This window comes from Roseburia sp. AF42-8 (genome assembly GCF_003435965.1).
Classification (GTDB): Bacteria; Bacillota; Clostridia; order Lachnospirales; family Lachnospiraceae; genus Roseburia_C; species Roseburia_C amylophila.
This window is the reverse complement of record NZ_QTVB01000004.1, coordinates 1-23,997: the sequence shown is the minus strand read 5'-3', so window position 1 is coordinate 23,997 and position 23,997 is coordinate 1. Positions and strand designations below refer to the sequence as shown.

At 41.2% G+C, this 23,997-nt stretch carries 21 protein-coding genes; 3 read left to right on the top strand and 18 right to left on the bottom strand.

The window, feature by feature from the left end; all coding sequences use genetic code 11:
- Positions 1 to 39: 39 nt before the first annotated feature.
- Complete coding sequence (locus DW059_RS02685) at positions 40 to 921, top strand: AraC family transcriptional regulator (RefSeq protein ID WP_117697475.1); 882 nt, start codon at positions 40 to 42, stop codon at positions 919 to 921.
- Here the strand turns inward: DW059_RS02685 and DW059_RS02680 are convergent.
- The 10 genes from DW059_RS02680 to DW059_RS02640 form a co-directional block, all read right to left on the bottom strand.
- Entirely contained in the window at positions 884 to 1,654 is a 771-nt protein-coding gene (locus DW059_RS02680) for an HAD family hydrolase (protein WP_242986066.1), read from the bottom strand. The two genes, DW059_RS02685 and DW059_RS02680, sit on opposite strands and share 38 nt — an antisense overlap.
- Positions 1,655 to 1,675: 21 nt before the next feature.
- Positions 1,676 to 2,620: a magnesium transporter CorA family protein gene (locus DW059_RS02675; protein ID WP_022244422.1), complete on the bottom strand. Its 945-nt coding sequence runs from the start codon at positions 2,618 to 2,620 to the stop codon at positions 1,676 to 1,678.
- A 116-nt stretch (positions 2,621 to 2,736) separates the two neighbouring features.
- On the bottom strand, positions 2,737 to 3,459 hold the full coding sequence (locus DW059_RS02670) for a SigF/SigG family RNA polymerase sporulation sigma factor (RefSeq protein ID WP_117697471.1): 723 nt from the start codon (positions 3,457 to 3,459) through the stop codon (positions 2,737 to 2,739).
- A 7-nt stretch (positions 3,460 to 3,466) separates the two neighbouring features.
- The gene (gene spoIIAB, locus DW059_RS02665) at positions 3,467 to 3,898 is read right to left on the bottom strand and encodes an anti-sigma F factor (protein ID WP_117697634.1); all 432 of its coding nucleotides are present in this window, start codon (positions 3,896 to 3,898) and stop codon (positions 3,467 to 3,469) included.
- A gap of 17 nt (positions 3,899 to 3,915) precedes the next feature.
- Positions 3,916 to 4,242, bottom strand: coding sequence for an STAS domain-containing protein (locus tag DW059_RS02660; RefSeq protein WP_117697469.1), 327 nt, complete (start codon positions 4,240 to 4,242; stop codon positions 3,916 to 3,918).
- A gap of 210 nt (positions 4,243 to 4,452) precedes the next feature.
- Complete coding sequence (locus tag DW059_RS02655; protein WP_117697467.1) at positions 4,453 to 5,835, bottom strand: tetratricopeptide repeat protein; 1,383 nt, start codon at positions 5,833 to 5,835, stop codon at positions 4,453 to 4,455.
- A gap of 22 nt (positions 5,836 to 5,857) precedes the next feature.
- On the bottom strand, positions 5,858 to 5,998 hold the full coding sequence (locus DW059_RS16070; protein WP_022244427.1) for a hypothetical protein: 141 nt from the start codon (positions 5,996 to 5,998) through the stop codon (positions 5,858 to 5,860).
- A complete protein-coding gene (locus DW059_RS02650; RefSeq protein ID WP_117697465.1) occupies positions 5,995 to 7,284 on the bottom strand; it encodes a bifunctional folylpolyglutamate synthase/dihydrofolate synthase in 1,290 nt (429 codons plus the stop codon). The genes DW059_RS16070 and DW059_RS02650 overlap by 4 nt, the downstream gene beginning before the upstream one ends.
- A gap of 127 nt (positions 7,285 to 7,411) precedes the next feature.
- The gene (locus DW059_RS02645; RefSeq protein ID WP_117697463.1) at positions 7,412 to 10,060 is read right to left on the bottom strand and encodes a valine--tRNA ligase; all 2,649 of its coding nucleotides are present in this window, start codon (positions 10,058 to 10,060) and stop codon (positions 7,412 to 7,414) included.
- Between the two features lie 474 nt (positions 10,061 to 10,534).
- Complete coding sequence (locus DW059_RS02640; protein WP_117697633.1) at positions 10,535 to 11,350, bottom strand: Rpn family recombination-promoting nuclease/putative transposase; 816 nt, start codon at positions 11,348 to 11,350, stop codon at positions 10,535 to 10,537.
- Positions 11,351 to 11,722: 372 nt separating this feature from the next.
- Between DW059_RS02640 and DW059_RS02635 the strand changes: the two genes are divergently transcribed.
- Entirely contained in the window at positions 11,723 to 12,346 is a 624-nt protein-coding gene (locus DW059_RS02635) for a chemotaxis protein CheC (protein WP_117697461.1), read from the top strand.
- A 66-nt stretch (positions 12,347 to 12,412) separates the two neighbouring features.
- Here the strand turns inward: DW059_RS02635 and DW059_RS16675 are convergent, their stop codons facing one another.
- The 5 genes from DW059_RS16675 to DW059_RS02615 all read right to left on the bottom strand — a co-directional run bounded on the left by DW059_RS16675 (position 12,413) and on the right by DW059_RS02615 (position 19,088).
- The gene (locus tag DW059_RS16675) at positions 12,413 to 12,547 is read right to left on the bottom strand and encodes a hypothetical protein (RefSeq protein ID WP_022244432.1); all 135 of its coding nucleotides are present in this window, start codon (positions 12,545 to 12,547) and stop codon (positions 12,413 to 12,415) included.
- 38 nt (positions 12,548 to 12,585) lie between these two features.
- Positions 12,586 to 13,263, bottom strand: a complete 678-nt coding sequence (locus tag DW059_RS02630) for a GTP pyrophosphokinase (protein ID WP_117697460.1) — start codon at positions 13,261 to 13,263, stop codon at positions 12,586 to 12,588.
- Positions 13,264 to 13,684: 421 nt separating this feature from the next.
- Complete coding sequence (locus DW059_RS02625; protein ID WP_117697458.1) at positions 13,685 to 15,172, bottom strand: S1C family serine protease; 1,488 nt, start codon at positions 15,170 to 15,172, stop codon at positions 13,685 to 13,687.
- 634 nt (positions 15,173 to 15,806) lie between these two features.
- Positions 15,807 to 17,633 carry a glutamine--fructose-6-phosphate transaminase (isomerizing) gene (glmS, locus tag DW059_RS02620; RefSeq protein WP_117697456.1) on the bottom strand — a complete coding sequence of 609 codons (1,827 nt, stop codon included), beginning with the start codon at positions 17,631 to 17,633 and terminating at the stop codon, positions 15,807 to 15,809.
- Positions 17,634 to 17,768: 135 nt separating this feature from the next.
- Positions 17,769 to 19,088: an ArnT family glycosyltransferase gene (locus DW059_RS02615; protein ID WP_158551977.1), complete on the bottom strand. Its 1,320-nt coding sequence runs from the start codon at positions 19,086 to 19,088 to the stop codon at positions 17,769 to 17,771.
- Positions 19,089 to 19,281: 193 nt separating this feature from the next.
- Here DW059_RS02615 and DW059_RS02610 point away from each other — a divergent pair, with 193 nt between their 5' ends.
- Positions 19,282 to 20,256: a glycosyltransferase family 2 protein gene (locus tag DW059_RS02610; RefSeq protein ID WP_117697452.1), complete on the top strand. Its 975-nt coding sequence runs from the start codon at positions 19,282 to 19,284 to the stop codon at positions 20,254 to 20,256.
- On the opposite strand, the gene DW059_RS02605 is transcribed toward DW059_RS02610, so the two are convergent.
- The 3 genes from DW059_RS02605 to DW059_RS02595 all read right to left on the bottom strand — a co-directional run.
- On the bottom strand, positions 20,237 to 21,580 hold the full coding sequence (locus tag DW059_RS02605) for an MBOAT family O-acyltransferase (protein ID WP_158551973.1): 1,344 nt from the start codon (positions 21,578 to 21,580) through the stop codon (positions 20,237 to 20,239). The genes DW059_RS02610 and DW059_RS02605 overlap by 20 nt on opposite strands.
- Before the next feature lie 103 nt (positions 21,581 to 21,683).
- Positions 21,684 to 22,745, bottom strand: a complete 1,062-nt coding sequence (locus DW059_RS02600; RefSeq protein ID WP_117697448.1) for an SGNH/GDSL hydrolase family protein — start codon at positions 22,743 to 22,745, stop codon at positions 21,684 to 21,686.
- Positions 22,746 to 22,887: 142 nt separating this feature from the next.
- A partial coding sequence (locus DW059_RS02595; RefSeq protein WP_330408232.1) for an LCP family protein occupies positions 22,888 to 23,997 on the bottom strand: 1,110 nt, incomplete at its 5' end.

Here is a 23,997-nt window from a genome sequence, read left to right as displayed (position 1 = left end):
AAATCACTTTTTTGTACATTTTGACGAAAGGCGTTTTCCATGAATATTCTCGAATATGAAAATTACCAGGAAAAGAAATCACATGGTTCAGAAAGTTTCCCATATATCACCTATCCCTGTTCAATTCCCTTAGATTTTGAGCGGGTGCCTGCCCACTGGCATGATGAAACGGAAATTATCTACATCAAAAAAGGCTGCGGACTGATTACCGTAGATTTGGAAGAATACCCGGTTCAGGAAGGAAGTATTCTTCTGATTCTTCCGGGACAGGTTCATTCCATTGAACAGTATCTCGATTACAAAATGGAATATATTAATATTATTTTTAAACTGGAAATGCTCCTTGCCAAACAGACAGACATCTGTAACAGCCGCTACTTTACACCGCTTTTAGACGGCACACTGCGGCTTACCACACATTTTACACCGGGTATGCCATTCTATAACGAGGTTGCCGGCTGTATCAATGCTGCGGATGAAGTCTGCAGGACCAATCCCCCGGCCTTCCAGCTTGTGATTAAAGGACAGCTTTTCCTGCTCTTTTCCATTCTGATTTCTAACTGCTGCGAAACAAGTGTCTCCCGCAAGAACCAGAAATCCCTGGAAAAAATGAAACGCATCATTAAATATATTGAGACAAATTATGCCAGTAAAATTTCCATTGAAGAAATGGCAGATGCGCTGGACTTAAGCCAGTCTCATTTTATGAAGTTTTTCAAAAATACCATGGGAACTACTTTTACAGAATATTTAAATGATTACCGGCTGACCATGGCCAGCCGGCTGCTTATTTCGTCTGAAGCTTCTATATTAGACATTGCCGCTGAAGTAGGCTTTGACAACCTCTCTTACTTCAACCGGCTGTTTAAGAAACGCTTTTATGTTACACCCCGTGAGTACCGGAAGCGTTTTGCAGGATAAGTTCTTTTACTTTTTTCATATCCATTGCAGGCAGGTAATAGGTACTGTCCGGCTTTTTGTCATCTTTTGGAGAAATATTCGAATGAATGTAAAAAGTGTCAAGGCCTGCCTCTTTGGCCCCGTTGATGTCACAACGTACATCATTTCCTATCATCAGTGTTTTCTTCACATCCAGATGATACTTTTCTATCAGTTGTTCAAAAAAACGGATGTCCGGTTTCTTGGTTCCATAATCGGATGAAATTAAAATATCGTCAAAATATTTTGTAATATCCAAATAATTCATCTCATATTCCGTAAAGATTCTCTGGGCATTGGATAAAAGATATACCTTTTTACCACATTTTTTCAATGCTTTTAATAATTCTCTTACGCCATCATAAATCCGCACATACTCCATGGTCAGTACCCGGAAGAACTGTCCGGTATGAACTGCCAGCGCATCATCAGCCTTTATCCCCTTCTTCGCATAAAGCTCTTTGAATACTTCTTCAATACGAATCTCCGGAAATGCCTCATGGGCATAGTGTGGCTCCTTTTCCAACTCTCCCTTTAAATCTGTCTCTTTGCTTTGAATCAATGCCAGATAAGATTCCTGTAATTCCTGCGGGTCATATAAAGCTCCATGAAATCCGTAAAACAGACTCAGTTTTTCCCATACCTTAGCATCGTTTTCCTCTGTATGGATATCTACCAGTGTTCCATACAGGTCAAACACATAATTGTCGTACATATTACCTTCCATCCCCTACTTTTATTTAAACATCTTTGTCTTAGCAAAGATTAATGCAACAATGAGACTGCATACCACTGCGATTAATACGATAATAAGAAATCCATAAGGACTCTCTGCGAACGGCATTCCCTTTGCAGCCACATTCATGCCATATGCTGAGAATATCATAGTCGGAACAGAAAGTACAGCTGTAATTATGGCAAGCACCTTCATTACCACATTCAGATTATTGGAAATAACGGATGCAAAAGCATCCATCATTCCGCTCAAAATACCGCTGTAAATATTTGCCATCTCAATTGCCTGCTTGTTTTCAACAATAACATCCTCAAGAAGTTCTTCATCTTCCTGATATTTTTTAATATTGTCATTTTTAAATAATTTTTCCAATACCACCTCATTGGAGCGGAGTGCTGTCGTAAAGTAAACCAGACTCTTTTCCAGTTTCAAAAGTTCGATTAACTCCCGGTTCTGTGTGGACTTGTGCAGCTTGTTTTCCACAATTTCGCTCTGGCGGTCAATACTTCTTAAGTACTGTAAGAAAAGAGAGGATGTCCGGTACAAAATCTGAAGCACAAAGCGGGAACGCATGGCAGGATTAAAATCCCGCACCGTGCCATTGGCAAATGCTTCTAATATCGGAGTCTTCTCAAGACTTACTGTAATGACTGCTTTTTTTACCACAAAAATAGAAAGTGGAATGGTATCATAAAGTTCCTTATCATTATGGGTTTCAATATTCGGGATATTAACCAATACCATGGTATAATTCTCGTCTGTTTCAATACGCGAGCGCTCGTCCGTATCCAGTGCAGAACGCATGGCATCTGCATCAATTCCATACTGATTTACCATTGCTGCGACTTCTGCCTCTGTTGGATTTACAAGGGATATCCAGCAATCCTCCCCTGGTGATTCAATTTCGGTGATACGGTTCTGTTCACTGCAATAGTACTTAATCATCTTTCCACTTCCTTTCTCTTCATTTCCTGTAAAAAAAATCCCCATCAAAGCCGGAACACTTTGACAAGGGAATCTCACTTAATCCTTTTTTAGTATATTTCCACCCCCTTTGTTTGTCAACCCTGACTCATGTATTTTCTCATCTGCAGTAATATTTTCTTCTCCATGCGGCTGACCTGTACCTGACTGGTGCCAAGCTTTGCAGCAATCTGGCTTTGCGTGGCATTTTCAAAATAACGCATCTTAATCAACAGCTGCTCCCTTCCGGATAACTGTTGCAGCAATTCTTCTATCAGAAGCTTATTTTCCAGTTCTTCCTGCGCATTCTTCTTATCCTTTAACCGGTCCAATAGATAGATTTCACTGCCATCCGACTGATAGACGCTCTGGTAAATGGATTCTACTTCTCCATTGGCTTCCACTGCAAGGACAATCTCTTCCTCCGAAAGCCCGGTTTTTTCTGCCAGTTCCTTTAACTCCGGCTCCCTTCCAAGCATGTCTGTCAGTTCCTTTCTTGCATTGCTGATAAGATAGCCTTTTTCTTTCATGCTCCTGCTGACCTTCACCATGCCATCATCCCTCAGGAAGCGGCGGATTTCTCCCATAATCACCGGTACTGCATAAGTGGAAAAGCATACCTCATAACTTACATCAAATTTATCCACTGCCTTCATCAGTCCGATGCATCCAATCTGAAACAGTTCTTCTTTATCATGTCCTCTTCCTAAAAATCTTTGTACCACACTCCAGACCAGTCCCTGATTTCCAAGCACCAGCGTATCTCTTGCCTGCTTATCCCCTTTGTGTGCCCGTTTGATATAAGCAATTGTCTGTTCCATTCTCCACTTAACTTTCCCGCACCAGATTTTTTTTCATTTTTATAACAGTTCCTTCTCCGACCTTTGACCGTACTTCTACTTCATCCATGAAAGCCTCCATAAAAGAAAAGCCCATACCGGACCGTTCCAGCTCCGGCCTTGTCGTAAAAAACGGCTCCTTTGCCCGTTCAATATCCGCAATTCCCTTCCCGCTGTCTTTTACGGTAATATGTACGGTACTTCCGGAAAGACAGCACTGCATCACTACCGTTCCCTCCTTTTCTTCATAGCCATGGATAATGGCATTGGTTACCGCCTCCGATACCGCAGTTTTAATATCCTCTAACTCATCCAGTGTGGGATTCATCTGGGCGCAAAATGCTGCTACCGCTACTCTGGCAAATCCTTCATTTACGGATAATGCCTCAAATTCCAGTTTCATCTCATTTCTTCTTTCCATATTTACAGCCTCCATTTTCATGCCTCCTTCTTCTCCCCTTCTTTCATCTGAACCAGTTTATGCAGACCTGATACCACAAAAATTTTCCGGATCCGCTCATTCATATTCTCTGCCACCACTTTTCCACCACTGTAATTCATATTCCGGCACCTTCCGATTACCACGCCAATTCCTGAACTGTCCATAAATTCTGTACCGGCAAAATCAAAAACCAGTTTGTTAACCCGGTAAGAATCAATCAGTAAATCTGCCTCTGCCCGCAGCTGTGTGGCGCAATGATGATCCAACTCCTTTGGCACCCGGATGGTAAGACATCCATTTTCTAATTCATACTTAAATTCCATTCTTCTATCCTCCATATACATTACGTAAAAAGAATGTGCCCTGGCACATTCTCGCGCCTGCGGCGGTCGCTTGCGACATCTACCTTATACGCCGCAGTGTGCATCCTCGCGGTGCGTTTTGTAGTTTACAGGAAAGCAATTTCCTGTAAACTACAAAAGACGCCCGGCAATCTGCCTGACGTCTTTTGTAAACTGTTTTTCTTTATTCTGTTACTGTTCTGCATTCTGTAATTCTTCCAGATAGCGGGAAGAATTGGCTGCACGTTCCGTATTCGGATAACCATCAATCACTTTCTGATAGTATTCGATGGCTTTTTCATTCTCGCCCAGATTCCGGTAGGTCTGTGCCAGATAATAAATCGCATTGCCATCCTGGTATGCCTCATCCATCTCTACTACTTTTTCAAATCCGGTCTTCGCTTCTTCATAGTTATAATTACTGTATGCCTGATAACTGTCTGCATAAGTCACCTGAAGATACTGGTCATTTACAGTTGCGTTGATATTCTGATAAATTTCCTTTGCGGTATCGGAAAGGTTTTCTTCCTTCACACCGGAAAGTGCATCTCCTGCTGCTGTAATATCTCCCTCCTGGAAGGATTTATATGCTGAAAGCAGCTGGTCATAGCTGTTAATCTTATTGGAAGTCTCCTCGGAATCGTTTTTTGCAGAAGACACCTGCTGGTTCAGGTCATCAATCTGATTTTCCAGATTGGTAATCTGCTGATTCTTCGTGGTTATGGTATCATTTGCCTGAACCACTGATGTATTAGCATCACTCTTTGCCTTCTGCCTTACACTTGGCACTACAAGGAAACAGGTGACTGCAACACCAATTGCCACCCCAAGCAAAATGGTCAGTATTGTGGCAAAACCTGAAGTATCTTTGAATTTTGTCGGCTGGATAATGAGGTCATTTCCACTCTTATAGGAAATAAGGTCATCTTCTTTCTTTTTCTTCTTACCGCTGTTGGCACTGCGCAGCATCTGATTGGTCTCTTTCATGTAACGCAGTGTAATCGTATTGCTGGAATCAATTTTCATAGCTGCCCGCAATGACTTCTTTGCCTGCTCGAATTTATTCTCTTTCATGTACAAAAGAGCCAGCAGCTGATGTCCCTTTACCAGTTTCGGGTTTAAGGACAATACCTTCTTCAACTGGATAATTGCAAGATCTGTACTATTCTGTCTGCAATATAACAATGCCTGATTGTATTTCTTAATGGTCTGATTTACCGTTTCTAACTGTGCCGGATTCTTCTGCACAGCGTCCAGATAACGTCCTGCATCATTATCCTTTGGCTGAAGGCTCTTACTAATCACCCATTCACCCATGGCAGATACCGCCTCACCGGTCTCAAAAAGTACCAGTCCCAGGAGATTTCTTGCCTGAATGTTCGTCTTATCAAACCGAAGACTCTTCTTAAGACTTTCAATCGCTCCGGATAAATCACGGACATTGCTTCGCTCTAATCCCTGATTATAATAATAATTAGAGGCCATCACAATTTTCTTATATACTTTTACATCAATTCCACAGTTCGGACAACGGTTGTCCCCTGTCAGATCTGCTCCGCAATTATAACATTTCATACTTTACCTCACTTAACGAATTCTACTGTCGTCTTGCTTCTTTCATCATTTCTCTTAAAATGTCTGTCATATCCGTTAAGTCCTGATTGTAAATAGCTTCCTCTGCCTCTTCTACTTCCAGGCTTGGTTTGAATTTCTTTAATTCTTCTTCAAAATCTATCATGCTTCATTTCCTCCTGCTATCTTTTCCAATTCTCCAATCAAATACAGGGAACCCGCACAGAATACCATCTGGTTGTCCTTCCTGTATTCCTTTACATATCTGTATGCCTGTGCACAGTCTTCTATTACTACTGTTTCCCGGCCGTTTGCCATAAATTCATCCTGCAATTTCAATGGGTCAATTCCACGGCTGTCCGGGATGCGGGTCAGTACAATACTATCCCACGAAACTTCCTTGCACAGTACTTTTACTGCTTCTTTATGATTCTTCTCTTCCATCATGGAAAAAAGAAGAACTGGCTTTTCTTCCGCAATCTTCTGCACATTTTTCACAAAGTGGGCAATACCATCTGCATTATGTGCTCCATCAAAATAGATAAATGGCTCTGCCTGCTGCATTCTGCCCATCCATCTGGTATGTTCCATTGCAGAGATAATCTCTGCTTTTCCAATTCCGGTTTCCACCTGAAGGACAGATAACGCCCGATATGCCAGTGACGCATTCATCATCTGATATTCTGCCGGAAACGGGATTTTCAAATCAACAACATCATACCCATTGGTATAACAAAAATCAATAGTTTTCCCGGTTATTTTATGAATTTTAAGACTTTCTAAAGAAATACAGTAATAAGGTGCTCTTTTTGTCCTTGCAGTCTGCCTTATCACTTCTGCCGCTGTTTCATTACTTCCATCAAAGATAACAGGAACGCCTTCTTTGATAATCCCTGCCTTTTCTCCTGCAATTGCTTCAATGGAATCTCCTAAAATCTGTGTATGCTCGAGACTGATAGATGTAATAATCGTAAGCAACGGTTCCTCAAATACATTCGTTGCATCTAACCTTCCGCCAAGTCCGGTCTCTAAAATAAGATAATGTACTTTCCGCTTCTGAAAAAGATACATGCCCATGGCCAAAAGATATTCAAAAAATGCTGGATGCGGCAGTCCTTCTGCTTCCATCTGCTCTACCACCTTCTGCACTGCCTCAAAGCTTTCTACAAATTCTTCCTGACTGCACTTTTCGCCATTGATTACGAAACGTTCTTCCATGCATACAAGGTGCGGAGAAGTAAAGAGTCCCACTTCATATCCATGTTCCACCAGCACCTGATTGATAAATGCACACACACTTCCCTTGCCATTGCTTCCTGCCACATGGATGATTTCAAACTGATGCTCTCTGATAGAAAGCCTCCGCAGAATCTCTTTCGTATGCTCTAAACTGTTTTTCTTTGTGAACTTTGGTATTTCATATATATAATTGCAAATCTCTTCATAAGTCATTTTTGTCACCACTTTTATAAGTATAATATAGTGGAAATTTTTTTCAAGAGGTTATCCTGTTTCCATAAAAAGTTTTCGCCGCAGAAACTGCGGCGAATCGACAATACCTGTCTTTTAACTTTTGTAACTATTTCATCTGAGCCAGACGCTCCTGTACGGTAGCCATCATCTGCTCATATTTTGCAAGCTTATCTTTCTCTTCCTGAATCTTTGCAGCAGGTGCCTTGCTTACAAACTTCTCATTATTTAACATGCCGTGGGAGCGGGCAAGTTCTTTCTTAAGACGCTCTTCTTCTTTCAAAAGACGCTCTTTTTCTTTTTCCATATCTACCAGGTCTTCCAACGGCATGTATACAACAGCTCCCGGAATAACTACGGATACTGCATCTTCTCCGATTCCTGCCTTATCGGACTGGACATCAATCTCGCTGGCACTGATAAGATTCTGGTATGTTTTCTTCATGCTCTCGAAGGTCTCACAAAGTGCTTTGTCTTCAGATACGATAAATACCTTTGCCTTTCTGGATGGTGGAACATCCATCTCTGTTCTTAAGTTACGGATGCCTTTTACCAGCTCTTTTACATGAGCAAGCATCTCTTCTTCTGCCGAGAAATTCCACTCTTCTTTGTAAACCGGCCAGTCAGCCAGCATAATGGTCTCTTCCTGCGGATTTAAGGTACAGTAGATTTCTTCTGTGATAAATGGCATATATGGATGTAATAATTTTAATGCCTGTCCTAATACCGTACGAAGTGTCCAGAGTGCACTGTTGGCAGCCCTGGCATCCTCGTCTTTCTTATAAGTACGAACTTTGGCAATCTCGATATACCAGTCACAGAATTCATCCCAGATAAAGTCATATACTTTCTGTACTGCAATACCAAGTTCGAATTTATCCATATTTTCTGTTACATCTTTGGTCAATGTATTAACTGCTGAAAGAATCCATTTATCTTCCGGTGCCAGGTCAGAAATTGCAGGCTCTGTTACCTCCATGCCCTCTAAGTTCATCATAATGAAACGGGATGCATTCCACACTTTATTGGCAAAGTTACGGGATGCTTCTACACGCTCCCAGTAGAAACGCATATCATTTCCCGGTGCATTTCCGGTAATCAGTGTCAGTCTCAAGGCATCTGCACCATATTTATCAATAACCTCTAACGGGTCAATTCCATTTCCAAGAGATTTACTCATCTTACGGCCCTGGGAATCACGAACCAGTCCGTGGAATAATACAGTATGGAATGGTGCTTTGCCCATCTGCTCATATCCTGAGAAAATCATACGGATTACCCAGAAGAAAATAATATCGTATCCGGTTACTAATACATCATTCGGATAGAAATAATCTAAGTCTTCTGTTTTCTCCGGCCAGCCTAAGGTTGAGAATGGCCATAATGCAGAAGAGAACCAGGTATCCAGAGTATCCGGATCCTGTGTCATATGGGTGCAGCCGCACTTCGGACATTTCTCCGGTGCATTCTTAGATACTACCATTTCTCCGCATTCATCACAGTAATATGCAGGAATACGGTGTCCCCACCAGAGCTGTCTGGAAATACACCAGTCACGGATATTATCCGTCCAGTTAAAGTAGGTTTTCTCCATACGTTTTGGAAGGAGCTTGATATCTCCATTCTTTACACCTTCTACTGCCGGTTTGATTAAATCATCCATTTTTACAAACCACTGCTGTTTAATCATTGGCTCTACGGTTGTGCCACAGCGGTCATGGGTTCCTACGTTATGGGAATGCGGAACAACTTTTACCAAAAGTCCTTCCTTCTCTAAATCCTCTACCAGTGCTTTCCGGCATTCGTATCTGTCCATGCCCGCATATTTGCCGGCTTTGCTGTTCATGGTTGCATCATCATTGATAACAACGATTTCTTCCAGATTATGACGTTTTCCAACTTCAAAGTCGTTCGGGTCATGAGCCGGTGTAATCTTTACACATCCGGTTCCAAATTCTTTATCTACATAAGAGTCTGCAATAACCGGAATCTCACGGTCTGTCATCGGAAGCTTTAACATTTTTCCGATAATATCCTGATAACGTTCATCATCCGGATTTACTGCTACTGCAGTATCACCAAATAAAGTCTCCGGACGGGTGGTTGCGATTTCTACGAATCTTCCCGCTTCTCCTACTACCGGATAATTGATATGCCAGAAGAAGCCATCCTGTTCTTCATGTTCTACCTCGGCATCGGAAATAGATGTCTTGCAGACAGGACACCAGTTTACAATACGGGAGCCTTTATAAATAAGACCTTTTTCATATAATTTTATAAATACTTCAAGAACTGCATCAGAGCATCCTTTGTCCATGGTGAAACGTTCTCTGCTCCAGTCCGCGGAAGAACCCATTTTCTTTAACTGGTTGATGATGCGGCTGCCATACTCATCCTTCCACTCCCAGCATTTTTCTAAGAAGCCTTCTCTTCCGAGGTCATTCTTGTCAATTCCCTGTTTCTTTAAGGAATCAATAACCTTTACCTCTGTTGCAATGGCTGCATGGTCTGTTCCCGGCTGCCATAATGCATTATATCCCTGCATTCTCTTGTAACGGATTAATATATCCTGCATGGTATTATCCAATGCATGTCCCATATGAAGCTGTCCGGTAATATTTGGCGGCGGCATTACAATGGTAAACGGTTTCTTGCTGCGGTCAGCCTGTGCATGGAAATATCCATTGTCTTCCCATTTCTTATAAAGTCGGTCTTCAATCCCTTTTGGGTCGTAGGTTTTTGCAAGTTCTTTGCTCATAATTGTTCTCCTTTTTCTAAATTGGACGTTTCGTAATTTGTAAAAGTGCTATCTTTATTAGTAGACATTTCAGTTATCTGAAAGGTATGGGACTTGGTGCATTCTCGCGGAGCGTTTTTTACTTTACAGGAGAGCAATTTCCTGTAAAATAAAAAAACCTCCCTATCCAGCTGGATAAGAAGGGCGAATCAGCGCGGTACCACCTTCGTTATGCATAGTATCTATGCATATCTCTTCTCCGTAACGTGGAGTGTCGGGAAAACTTATGCCTTGTTGAAATTCTTTATATGATTCCGGTTACAGGCTTTCTGGGTCTTCCGGTTCGAAAGCTACCTTCCATCTGTCGTATTCAGACAACCTTTCAGCCGATGAGCCGTCCTCTCTTAGAACCGTACCGATGTACTCCTCTTTCTCATTACCTTTATCTCTAGGCATTATATTAAATTTGCCAGGCACTTTTGTCAAGGGTGAGTTTTATAAAGTATACTTTTCCAACAACTCTTTTGCCCACTCTTCACTTATCTGTAACTCTTCCTGCAATAACGCCAAAATCTCTTCCTCTGATTTTCCGAATTTGCGACCAAGTCTTATGATTTCCTGTGTCTGACCTTCTCTTCTGATTCTCGCTTCTCGCTCAAAACTCTTCATATATGCAAGACCTACCTCTCCATCCCGCTTTACTGCAGTTACCATCCGATGAAGCTTTTTCAGGCTTTCGGTGGAAGCATTCTCTATGGACGAATGCTCCATGTAATGCAGCAGCTGCTTTAATTCTTCCGGTGGGTTTCCTTCTTTTCCTCTTGTATACAAGAATATGGTCTTTGCACCATCCTCATACTCTAATTCCGGCACTTCTACACAGCTATTCTTAATGGTATATACCATTCGGTTCTCACTAAAAGGGTCATAGGTTGTGCTAAAAATCACAATTACATTTCGAAGCTTTCCATATTCTTCGCCTGCCGGCAAATTTCCTGCATCGATCTTTGCATGATAAAAACGTGCTCTACGGGGAAGTGCTGCGAGATCTCCCTTTCCGTCATTCTGGTCCGTCTCAATATCAAAAATTTCTCCATTCTCTTCATCCAGATATACGTCCAGCCGGATACCATGGGCTTCTGTATTTTCTCCACCGAAGAATCGTTGCGGCACCACTGTAAGCTTTCCAATCGGACGGTGCAGAATACATTCCAAAATATACCTTGCTGACTGTTCCCCATAAACTTTGTGGCTGGTCAGGCTGTTTACCAGAAAGTCATCCACCAGATTCAGTTCTTCTAAAGTTTTCATTTTTCCTCCTTTTCCCATAGCACATAGAAAAGCAGGATTGCATACACTATTTCTTCCTCTGATGTTCCGTCCATTCAATGCACTATGCGTTTATTAATTGTAATTAGAATTTGAAAGCATAGAATTCATTGAATTGTTACCAGAAATTTAGATTGGCTTTTGCCATTCGAAAAATAGAATATATGCTTTGTGCTGATTGTAACAAATAAAAAGGGCGAATACAAGCAGACTTTTTATTCTTCAAATTCTCTTCGAAATTCTTTATAATTCCTTTCGAAATGCCATAAAAATCCATTCTCATTGCCTGTATCCTATGTTATAATAAACGAAAACGAGAAAAATTTATACTGTAATGACAAAGGGAGAGTTTTTATGTCTATGCTAAATTTAAAAGAACTGGATTCTATGCATTTAAGCGTTCTAGCTGAAATTGGCAACATCGGTTCCGGTAATGCTGCTACTGCACTGGCAGGCCTCTTAAATACACCGGTAGATATTGAAGTGCCAAATATCTGCCTGATGGATTATGCCAAAGCTGCAGATTATCTTGGTGGGGCAGATAAAACTGCTATTGGTATGACTGTAAATGTAAAAGGTGATATGAATGGTGTTATGCTTCAGATTGTGGAGAAAGAATTTACCAGCCGGCTTATCAACACCTTTTATGAAAAAAATGTCGATTCCATTGATTCACTGAATGATATGGATTTATCCGTATTGCGCGAAATGGCAAACATCACAACTGCTGCTTATGTAAATTCTATTGCAAAAATGACAAATACCTTTATTGATATTGAACCACCGCAGAACCATCTTGGTACCATTGGTGAAATTCTGGCTGTCCCGGAAAAAGAATTTACAAGACTGGATTATCAGGTTCTCTTTATTGATGAACGGTTAAGTTTTGCCCATACCCAGATTAAAAGTGCCATGATTCTGATTCTTGAAATAGACTCTATGAAAGTGCTTTTTGAAGGACTTGGTATCGATTTATAACATTGTAAAAGACAAAAAAGGACGTTCCCGTCTGGAATAATTTCCATTCAGGAACGTTCTTTTTCTCTACTCTTCTTCTTTGTCCTCATCTGCAATTGCCGCTGCGGCCCCGGATACTGCGGCTACTACCGCTATTACAGCTACAATTATTACAAATAAGATTAAAATTCCAAGGAAAATCAGAAGTCCACCCTCTGTCATCTTATTACCTCCTCCTTGTGCCAGATATCTATAGTATACTACGATTCTGTATTATCGTCTATAAATTCTATCATATGACGGATATCCTGCATCTCGCAGTCCATTTCTGTAATTACATCTGCAACATGCTTTAATTTATCTGCTATTTCTTCTGAATTATTAATATGTTTCTTATAGCGAAGCTTGTGCTCAAGACTCGCCCAGAAATCCATGGCAATGGTCCGGAGCTGGACTTCCACTTTCATATGGCGCTTCTCGTTCGATAAAAATATCGGCACATCTACAATCAGATGCAGACTACGGTATCCGTTATCCTTCGGATGTGCAATATAATCTTTCTTCTCTACCAGAATGATATCATCCTGCTGCAGCAGCAAATCTGCCATCGTATAAATATCTTCCTGAAAAGAACAGATAACACGCACTCCGGCAATATCGAACATATTCTCTTCTATTGCTTTCATGGAGAATCCAATATTCTTCCGTTTAATTTTTTCTATAATACTTGCCGGTTTCTTCAGTCTTGTTTTTATGGTCTCAATTGGATTCCTGTTATATTGTGTGGAAAACTGTTCATTTAATACTTTAAACTTTGTTTCCACTTCCATCATGGCACACCGGTAATACATCATCAGATCCCCAAAGGGTTTCATCTCACTTAAAAAATCCTCTGGATGTGCCTCATCTTTTATTCTGCTAAAGTCTAATGGGTTCATCTTTTACTTTCCTCATAAGTTTATTTTTCTTACTTTTCTATCATATCAGAAAATACCCGAAACAACTATTAATTTTTTCTAAAGTTATCGCAGCGCTCACCAAAGTCTAGCAGAAAAGAAGTTCGCTCAAACAAACTTGGCTCCTTCTTTTCTGTTAGACTTTTTCTCGCTACTTGCGTAACAAAGAATGTGCCTTGGCACATTCTCGCGCCTGCGGCGGTCGCTTGCGACATCTACCTTATACGCCGCAGTGTGCATCCTCGCGGAGCGTTTTTTACCTTACAGGAAAGCAATTTCCTGTAAAGTAAAAAAACAGCAGTGTCCATGTTTTCTTCAACATATTTAAGACACTGCTGTTTTATCTGCCTTATCGGTAGCTTTGCTTTATAGATGACTAAGGGTTACATTTTGTTATCCGTTTTTAGTTTTTCTGCCCTAAAGTTACGGTTACCGTCTGTTCCTGATACTGTCCATCTGTCTGACGTTCAAATACAACTTCTACAGAATCACCTGCTGCACAATACTTAATCGCATCATTTAATTCTGTTGTAGATGAAACCTTGCTTCCATCAAAGGATGTGATAATATCTCCTGCCTGTAAGCCTGCCTGCTCTGCCGGTGAACCTTCCTTTACCTGATAGAGATATATTCCTTCCGGCATATTATAGGTCTGTGCAACGGTGGAGGATACATCTACACCGGAGATTCCAAGATATGCGGAACGGGATTCATCCACCTGTTCCCGGTTGATTAATTTTTCAATAATCGGAGACGCTGTATTAATCGGGATAGCATAGCCCATACCTTCTACACTGGTATCAGAATATTTTACAGAACTGATACCGATTACTTCACCCTTGGCGTTCAGTAATGCGCCACCACTATTACCAGGGTTAATAGCCGCATCAGTCTGAATCAGTTCATTGGTGGTGGTAGAACCGTCATCATTTTCTACGGACACCTCTCGGTTCAATGCACTGATAACACCGGTTGTAACAGACTGCCCATAACCTAACGCATTTCCGATTGCGACTGCTGCCTGACCTACACTTAAGTCATCAGAATTGCCAAGGGTTGCAACCTTAATGGTACTTAAGGTGTCTGCGCTGATATCGGAAATCGGAACTGCAACGACTGCTAAGTCACTTCCTGCATCTGTTCCTTTTACTTCTGCGGCTACTGTGCTGTCATCTGAGAACTGCACGGTAATACTTTGGGCACCGGATACCACATGATTATTCGTTGCTACATAGATGTACTGGTCATCCTGGCTTACTATGATTCCGGAACCACAGCTTTCCTGTGGCTGTGATGCAGTATATCCATACCAGGTGCTTACCTGTTTTTCACTCATATTCGTAATTGCAACAATAGATGGCATTACATTATCTGCAATATCTGAGACATCCGTCAAATCGGTTACTGCTTTGGATGAAGTATTTGCTGCCTTAACGGTATCTCCGCTGCTGCTCTTATTCAGGGAAGCCTCTGTCTTAGCAGATTCAGAGTTGCTCCACTTCGTTCCAAGCAGCTGATTTGTTCCCGCAAATACGCTTCCTGAAATCAATCCAAAGACTAATGCAATAGCTGCACATTTTGCAAGTTTTACACCAAATCCACCTTTACCATGTTCTTTCTTTACTTTTTCTTTCCGTTTTTTCTTCTGCTGATTCTGTCCATATGGCTGTGTTCCCTGACTATAATAGGCATTTCCCTGTCCATACTGTGTTCCCTGACTATAATAGGCATTTCCCTGTCCATACTGAGTTCCCTGACTGTAGCCCTGTGAAGTATTTCCGTTCACCTGACTGCTCCATGAAGTATTTGTTCCGTCTCCTGTCTGCTGGTTCGTCTGATTATATGAATAAGGAGAGCCGGAGTTAAAATTGTTGTTATAATTGTTTTCCATAAAGATTACTCCTTTCATCTCTTTGTTACTTTCTGATTATGATAATATCCATAAATTGTGTTAGTTCTGTGTCTAATGATTGAGAAAAATATGTTTCTTTTATGTTTAATTTGTAAAAAGCTCTGCAAAAGAGGATATATTTTACATTAGAATTTTTTCTATAAAAAAGGACATTTTATTTTCACACCGAAATACCACCGTTCTTAATATTTCGTTTTGCTTTTTGCTATAAAAACAGTCTTTCCAATGTTTGACATAGATAGCTCCACCGTTCGTCGAAGTACGGATGCCTGATAAGGACTGTTAGGGGCACTTAGGATTTCGTCTGGCACCCGGCAACGCTGGCACAGGACGTGCCAGCGAGGCGCATCTGAACATGGATGTGAATATGCGCCGGTTGCAGATGAATTAAACTTTATCCGAAATCCTTAGTGCCCCTTGCAGGCATTATGTGGCATCCGTATTCAACGGACGGTGGAGCTATCTTAAGTCAAAGCAACGGAAAGACAGTTTACAAGCAAGCAAAACGAAATTTTAGAACGGCTGGCATTTTAGTGTGCACAAAATAAAATGTCCTTTCATAGAAATAGAATTCTAAGTAAAACCGCATCTTCTTTTCCAATTGCTCTATAAATTACTCAACCGTTACGGATTTTGCAAGGTTTCTTGGTTTATCCACATCACAGCCCTTTCCAACTGCTACATAGTAGCTGAACAGCTGTAACGGAATAATTGCCAGTGAATTTGCAAAATATGCATTGGTCTGTGGAATATAGATGACATAATCTGCTGTCTTTTCAATCTCTGTATTGCCTTCATTGGTGACTGCCATGACAAATGCGCCTCTGGTCTTCACTTCTACAATATTGCTGATGGTCTTTTTCAGCAGTGCATCCTGTGTTGCCACTGCAACGACCGGTGTACCATCTTCAATCAGGGAAATGGTTCCATGCTTTAACTCACCTGCTGCATATGCCTCAGAATGAATATAGGAAATCTCTTTTAATTTTAAAGAGCCTTCCATGGAAATCGCATAATCAATTCCTCTTCCGATAAAGAAAATATCCTTAGCTGCAATGAAACGGTTGGCAAATTTCTGGATCTTCTCTTTATGGCTCAGTAACATTTCTACCTGATCCGGCAGCTTCTTAAGGTCACGAAGCATTTCTCCTACTTCTGCTTCCGTAACTTTACCACGAACCTGTGCAAATTTAATTGCCAGAAGATATTGTGCCACAAGCTGTGCACTGTATGCCTTTGTAGTTGCAACTGCAATTTCCGGTCCAGCCCAGGTATACATTACTTTATCTGCCTCTCTTGCAATGGAGCTTCCAACTACGTTTACAATACCAAGGGTCTTAACACCACGCTCTTTTGCCATACGGAGTGCCGCCAGGGAATCTGCTGTCTCTCCGGACTGACTGATAATAATGACAAGGGCTCCATCCTCTAAAATCGGATTCCGGTAGCGGAACTCGGATGCCACATCTACATCTACCGGAATTCTTGCCATTCCTTCGAAAATATACTTACTGGTAAATCCGGTATGATAAGCAGAACCGCAGGCAACAATGTGAATTCTGCTGATATTTCTGATTTCTTCGTCACTCATTCCAAGCTCATCGATGACAATTCTGCCATCCTTGATACGTGGACTGATGGTATCTCTTATGGTCTTTGGCTGTTCATTCATTTCTTTTAACATGAAATGCTCATAGCCGCCTTTTTCTGCTGCATGAATATCCCACTCGATATGTTTGCATTCTTTTTCGATAGATTCCCCGTCTACATTAAAGAATTCTATTTTTTCCTCGGAGAGGCGGGCAATTTCTTCATTTTCAATAAAATATACATCTCTGGTATATTTTAAAATTGCCGGGACATCGGATGCAATCAGATTCTCCCCCTCACCTCTTCCTACAATCAGAGGGCTGTCCTTACGGACTGCATAGATAACATCCGGATTCTCTGCAAAGATAATTCCCAGTGCATAAGAACCTTCCACACGATGCATGACCTTGGTAATGGTCTCCAATGGATTCCCGGTATAGTAATAATCCAGCAGCTGGGCCACAACCTCAGTGTCCGTGTCTGACCGAAACTTATAGCCTTTTTCTGATAACTTTTTCTTTAATTTCATATAGTTTTCAATGATACCATTGTGTACCACAGCAATCGTACCGGCTTCATTGAAATGTGGATGCGCATTGATATCACTCGGTGCACCATGGGTTGCCCAGCGTGTGTGACCGATTCCAACCGTTCCCGGCAAGGTAGCACCCTCATGGGTCAGCTCAGATAATACCTTTAATCTTCCGGTCGCCTTAGCCATGTTAATCTTCTTCCCATCAAAGATTGCCATACCTGCCGAATCATAACCACGGTACTCCAGTTTTGAAAGTCCATCCAACAAAATTGGTGCAGCCTGTTTCTTCCCTATATATCCAACAATTCCGCACATAATTCTTCCTCCTGCTTTTCTTTTACATTCTATTCCAATTGCTGTTGTTTCATCCTATCTTTTATAGAACTCTCTTTATCGTCCTTTTGACATTATATAAGAAAAACCGGGGATTATCCAGTCCTTTTTTGAAATCTATATCAGCGCATGAACATAATAAAAACTTGCTGCAGATATCAATATGAAAAACATATAAATTCCACCGTATAACATACGATTTACTTTTTGTGGTATCTTTTCAAGTACCAAAGTCAGTCCTGTCGTGACAAAATAAAGAAACGGAATCAGCATCGGCATCAGATACCGCCCCTGTGGCTGATAGTCACTATAAAAAGAATAATAAATACTCAATCCGCATGGAATTACCATGCATATCAGAAATGTGATATGCAGCAGTCTGTCTGACGAAAATATTTTTCTTTTCCACCCGCCTGCCAGATAGCCAATGATTCCAGCAAGAAAAAGTATTCCAATCCCCAGATAGCCCCTGCCCATCAGATTCCAGTCGCAGGTCCTTAATATTCCAATAAAGCTGATCAGTGATGTTCTCAGCCAGCCGGAAGTAAATAACATCTGGTACCATGACCAGCCCTGATGATATGGCGTCGGCCGTTCTGACGGACGGAATCCCGGCTGTGCATACATTTCTCCATATTTATCCGTTGTTCGAAGTCCAAGGAAATCACCATCATATAATATTGCACTCCGGATAAACCACCAGCCAGCTAAAAGTATTGCTACAATAGCAATTACTGCTGCCATCCTGAACATCCGATGCATGTCAGTTCTTTTTCCTTCACCTTCTATTTGCCTTTCCTTCCAGTAGGAAATAAAGAAAAACGGTATACTCATCAAAAGATAACCGTAGGCATTATAATAAGATAATGCACATAACCCTATTCCAGTTCCTAATAGGATACAGCTTTTCCAGTCCCAGTGTCTGTCCCTGCCCCTAAGCCAGGCATAAATAATCCATGCAATTGTAAATAATGCAAAGGAATCATTATTCAGATAACTTCCAAGATACATTACCTGGGGCAGCAGGGTTCCAGACATTACGAACAAAAATCTGCTTCTATTGGTTTGAAATAAGTACTCTCCTATCTGAAACATCAAATATGCCATTCCGGTTATGGAAAGTACACTGGTGAATCTGACTGCCACATACAGCCAATACGCATTTGTGGTAAATAAAAAAGCTATTTTCAAAAAAACTCCGCTTATCATATATGACAGAATCGGAGTAAATCCATATGATATTCCCCAGATTGGATTTCTTAGCGCCGGGTCCGTTCCATCAGGAAGCTTTCCATGGGACGCTATATAATTACAGATATCATATTTCATTGCTTCATCCGGCCCGCTTCCGGAAGTAGTTGCCATACTCCAAATTGTCAATGCCAGAAATAAACATATTAAGTACCCTCTTTTCAGAGTCTGATTTGTCTTTTCCATTCTCATTTCCTTTTCATTATTAATTTCTTCTTCATGATGAATCGTTGGTATTATACTCCTGAAAACTTATCCAGACAACTAAGAGTTCTCTTACTATTTTCTTAAGACTTTCTTTACCCTATTGATTTTACAAAAACATACGTTATCATAATAAAGAATCAAGAAGTAATAGTTTATGAAAGGAGCCAATGTTATGAAACTATCCATTGTAATACCAGTGTATTTTAACCATGATAACCTTCTTCCACTTTACAATGATCTGCGGGAAAAGGTTTTATGTAAACTAGATTGTGACTATGAAATTCTCATGGTTGATGATGGTTCCAAAGATAAATCCTATGATGTCATCTGCGAGCTTGCCCGCCTGGATACACATATTATCCCATTAAAATTATCCCGTAATTTTGGTGAACATGCTGCCATTCTTGCAGGACTCTCCCGCTGCAGTGGCGATTGTGCTGTCCGCAAAGCTGCAGACTTACAGGAACCATCCGAATTAATCTTAAGTATGTTAGAAAAATACAGGGATGGTAATAAGGTAGTACTTGCTACCCGTGCTGACCGTGAGGAACCTCTTACACAGAAAGCTGTTTCTTCCCTTTATGCCTATATTATGAAGGAGGTTGCACTTCCCACCATGCCCAAAGGTGGATTTGACAGTTTTCTGATTGACCGCCAAATCATTGACCTGCTGGTCGCAATGAAGGAAAAAAATACCTCTCTTATGGGACAGGTCCTGTGGAGTGGCTTTCAGACTGCAACTGTTCCTTATATCCGGAAAAAAAGAACCATCGGACATTCCCGATGGACTCTTCACAAAAAAATAAAACTTGCCACGGATTCCCTGATAGGATTCTCCAGCTTTCCGATTACCATGGTCACTGCAGCCGGTGCCGGAGTATTTCTCTTTGCACTCATTCTGTTCTTTATTACAATTTACCGGAAAATGACCGGAATTATAACTGCAGAAGGCTATACCTCATTATTAATCGTACTTTTAATGGGTATGGGAATTATTATGCTTTCCATCGGTATTATTGGTTCCTACATCTGGCGTATTTATGATGCCACCAGAAACCGTCCACCATTCATTATTGATGAACCGATGACACCAAAGACCTCCATGGCAGACACACAAACTGCCTTACCTAAAACTGAAAATAAATAAACGGACTGCCCTTCACATAAGCCAGACCAAGGATAAGACCTATCTCAACAAAGAAAATCACAAGAGACCAGAAATGATTTAAATCCATAACCGGATAAAAACCATTGACGGTCTTTTCTTTTTTCTTTGCTGCCCTGAGATATGCAGCCACTGTTGCAATGCAAAGAATAATAATTGCTGCAATGGCAAAGCTGTACGGATGTGTAATGCCCGCCCGGAAGCCAAATAACTGTTTTAATACCAGCCATGCCTTCGGCACATTTTCTGCCCGGAAGAATATCCAGCAGATGCAGACAAAAATATCCGTTCCGAGGATGGATAAGGTATCCACCAGAACATTTTTCTTTCTCTCCTGCCCTTTCTGATACCCAGCCAGTTTCCGGAAGCCCTTGTGGATACAAAGAGCCAGTCCATGGAGACCCCCCCACAATACAAAGCTCCATTCTGCACCGTGCCAGAGTCCCCCTAAAAGCATCGTTATCATCAGGTTTACATAAGTACGAATACGTCCCTTGCGGTTACCACCCAGCGGAATATAAAGATACTGCATCAGCCAGCTTGAAAGGCTGATATGCCACCGTTTCCAGAACTCACTGACATTATGGGATATATATGGAAGGTTAAAGTTCATCGGCAATTCATAGCCCATACATTTTGCACAGCCGATTGCCATATCCGAATAACCGGAAAAATCCATATAAATCTGAATGGCATAGGCTGCTACTGCCAGTGCAACCGTTCCGGAACCAAATATCTGCGGACTACGATATACTTCATCCACAAATACAGAAATATTGTCCGCCAGTACCACTTTCTTAAACATACCAAATACAAATATCTGTATTCCACTTTCCAGTCCCGCAAGTGTAACCTTCCGGTTCTCCTTAAGCTGTGGCAGAAACTCCGATGCTTTTACAATCGGTCCCGCTACAAGCTGTGGAAAAAAACTTAAGTACAGCGCAAACTGCAAAAAGCTTTTTTCTTTTTCTATCTTCCCGGTATAGACATCAATGGTATAGCTCAATGCCTGAAAGGTATAAAAGGAAATTCCTACCGGAAGAATCAGATTCAGTACTCCCGGTGTCAGATGAAACACATCACAAAAGGAAGTCACAAAGAAATCATAATATTTAAAAATTCCAAGGACCGCCAAAGGCGTGCCTACTCCAATCAGAAGAGAAATCCGGCTCTGCCGCAGATGCTTTTCATCTTTTTTACCGCGGTAAAAAAGGAAATCCAGGTAATTCCCATCAAAAGCAGGCAAAGCCGCATATTCCACCAGCCATAAAAAACATAACTGGCTATCAGAAGGATTCCCTGGCATATGATGCGGCGCTTTATTTCCGCAAAAGGCAGCACCCTCTGTACAAGAAGTAAAAGAAGAAGCACTACAAGAAAAAACAGTAAAAAGCTTACACTTGCAAAACTCATCTCTGCTCCTCCTCTCCGATTGCATCATAAATGCACTGTGCCAGAAGCTCATGTCCATATGCATTAAGATGCCCATAGCCAACTGTTGTATTATCAAATCCACTGGCTACGATATGCTCTTTCACATAGGCTTCCTCTACGGAATCTGTCATGTCCGCAAAAATAATATTATATTTTCCACATAATTCTGCAAAAGTATCTCTGGTGTCCACACTTGCAGAGCATTCATAACTACCATCCTCTGTCAATGTCATATCCGGAATATAATAAATCACCGCCTGAACATCTGCTTCTTCCGCTGTCCTGCTGATATAGGCAAGCAGTTCCTCCGTGGCCGCATAGGTGTCATCACCAAATACATCATATCCTGCATTTTCCGTAATCGTTACATCTGCTTCTCCATTGTTCTGGCTCTGCAGATTCTTATACTGCTGATACAGCAGCTTGATATAAGGATTCTTTTCTAATACTTCCAGTGCCGGTATTCCGCTTCCCGCTGTCAGCTCAGGCATTTCATGGTTCAATGCCTGCGCAGCTTCTACCGGATTCATTGCCAGTGTTCCGGTCTCTAACGCAACATATTCAGCAGGCCGATAAACCTTAAGGGCATTTTCCAAATTACTGATATTACGGTAAATGGTATGGGCTGACATTCCCACGTTGTATACATACCGGTTGCTTCCATCTTCGGCGTATTTCTCATTTAGCAAATAAGATACACAATCATCCTCGTTGACATACAGTCCTTCCGTCTGGGAAGAACCCATCATTAAAATAGCAGTCTTTCTTCCATCCGCCGGATAACTGTTGTTATAACCACTGTCATCTGTAGTTCCCATGGCAAAACCTTCCGTTCCTCTCGCCCAGAACGTATCTGCCTGTCTTACATAGCTGGTCACTCCATTTCCACATGGTTCATGTACCGGAGGGTTGTAATAAAATACGCAAAAAAGCGCCAGAATTGCAAATGCTGTAATTCCGGCTCCTATCACCTTTCCGATAAAGCAGAATATTGTTTTTCCTGTTGTATTCCCTTTTTCCGATGTTCTTCCCGCCATGGAGAACCTCCTGTCATGATATAAGAAACAACTTTTCTGAATTCATTTTCCGTCTCTTTTTCGTCTCTTCCTTATTTCCTGCGAAAGAAAAGCTGTCCTATTCCAGACAGCTTTTCCTATGAATATTTTTATTTATCTTTCTTTACTGTGTCTGGGTATCCGCCTCTGTGTCCTCTGCCGTAAACGGATTTGTATCCCTTACTGTATCCGAAGCAGTCTTTCCAGTCTCATTGATTACGGATTTACTGATATTCTTTACGGTCTGTGTTGTCTCATAATCTTCTACATCAAATAAATACTGATGCAGTAAATTTACATTGGTTTCCAAATCTGTAGGAACTACTACATCGCCAAGCTTTCCTCCCATACGCTCTGTCGTAAGCTGGAATGGCCATCCCTGTGTATCTGCCAGTTCGTAGTCTTTGATGCCTGCTGCCAGTCCCAAGATTTCAGAACTGCTAAGACTTGTGGAAATATCCGGGAATAATTTATCAATCACCTTATTTAATGTAGGAAGACTGGCTGCTTTTGCCTTCTCGACTATTTTACTGATAACGGTTCTCTGACGCTCAGTACGGCCGTAGTCATCACCACCGCTGTAACGGTCACGGCAATAAGCCAATGCCTGGATTCCGTTCACTGTCTGAAGTCCAGGTCCGGAAACTGCTGTTCCATTGGTTCCCATTACCTCATTCATCTCATTAATATATATTTTCATGGTTTCTGCTTCTTTGGAACTAATATCAAGTTCAATTCCACCCAGTGCATCTACCACTTCCATAACTGCATTAAAGTCCACAGCTACATACTCTTTAATATCCAGATCAAGATTCTTATTCAATGCTGCAACTGCACCGGTCGGACCGCCTTTTGCATATGCTGCATTGAGTTTTCTTAAATCGTCATCATCATCTACTGACAGGAAAGAATCACGGTAAACCGATATCAGTCTTACTTCCTTCGTATCATTATTAATACTTGCAATCATGATACAGTCACTGTTTCCGGACTCATATTTGCCGGTACTGCGGTTATCAATACCAAATAATGCAATGTTCGTATAACCATCTAACAATTCCTGGGTTTTGGCATCAATATTAATATTCAGCTTATCTTCATCCAAATCACCGGTATTATTGAGTTTATTTAATTTAATAATTACAAATAATGCTGCCAGAAGAATTAAGATAACCAGTACTTCTACTATAAAAAGCATCAATTTTCTCTTTCTTCTCTGACGTCTGGTCATTTT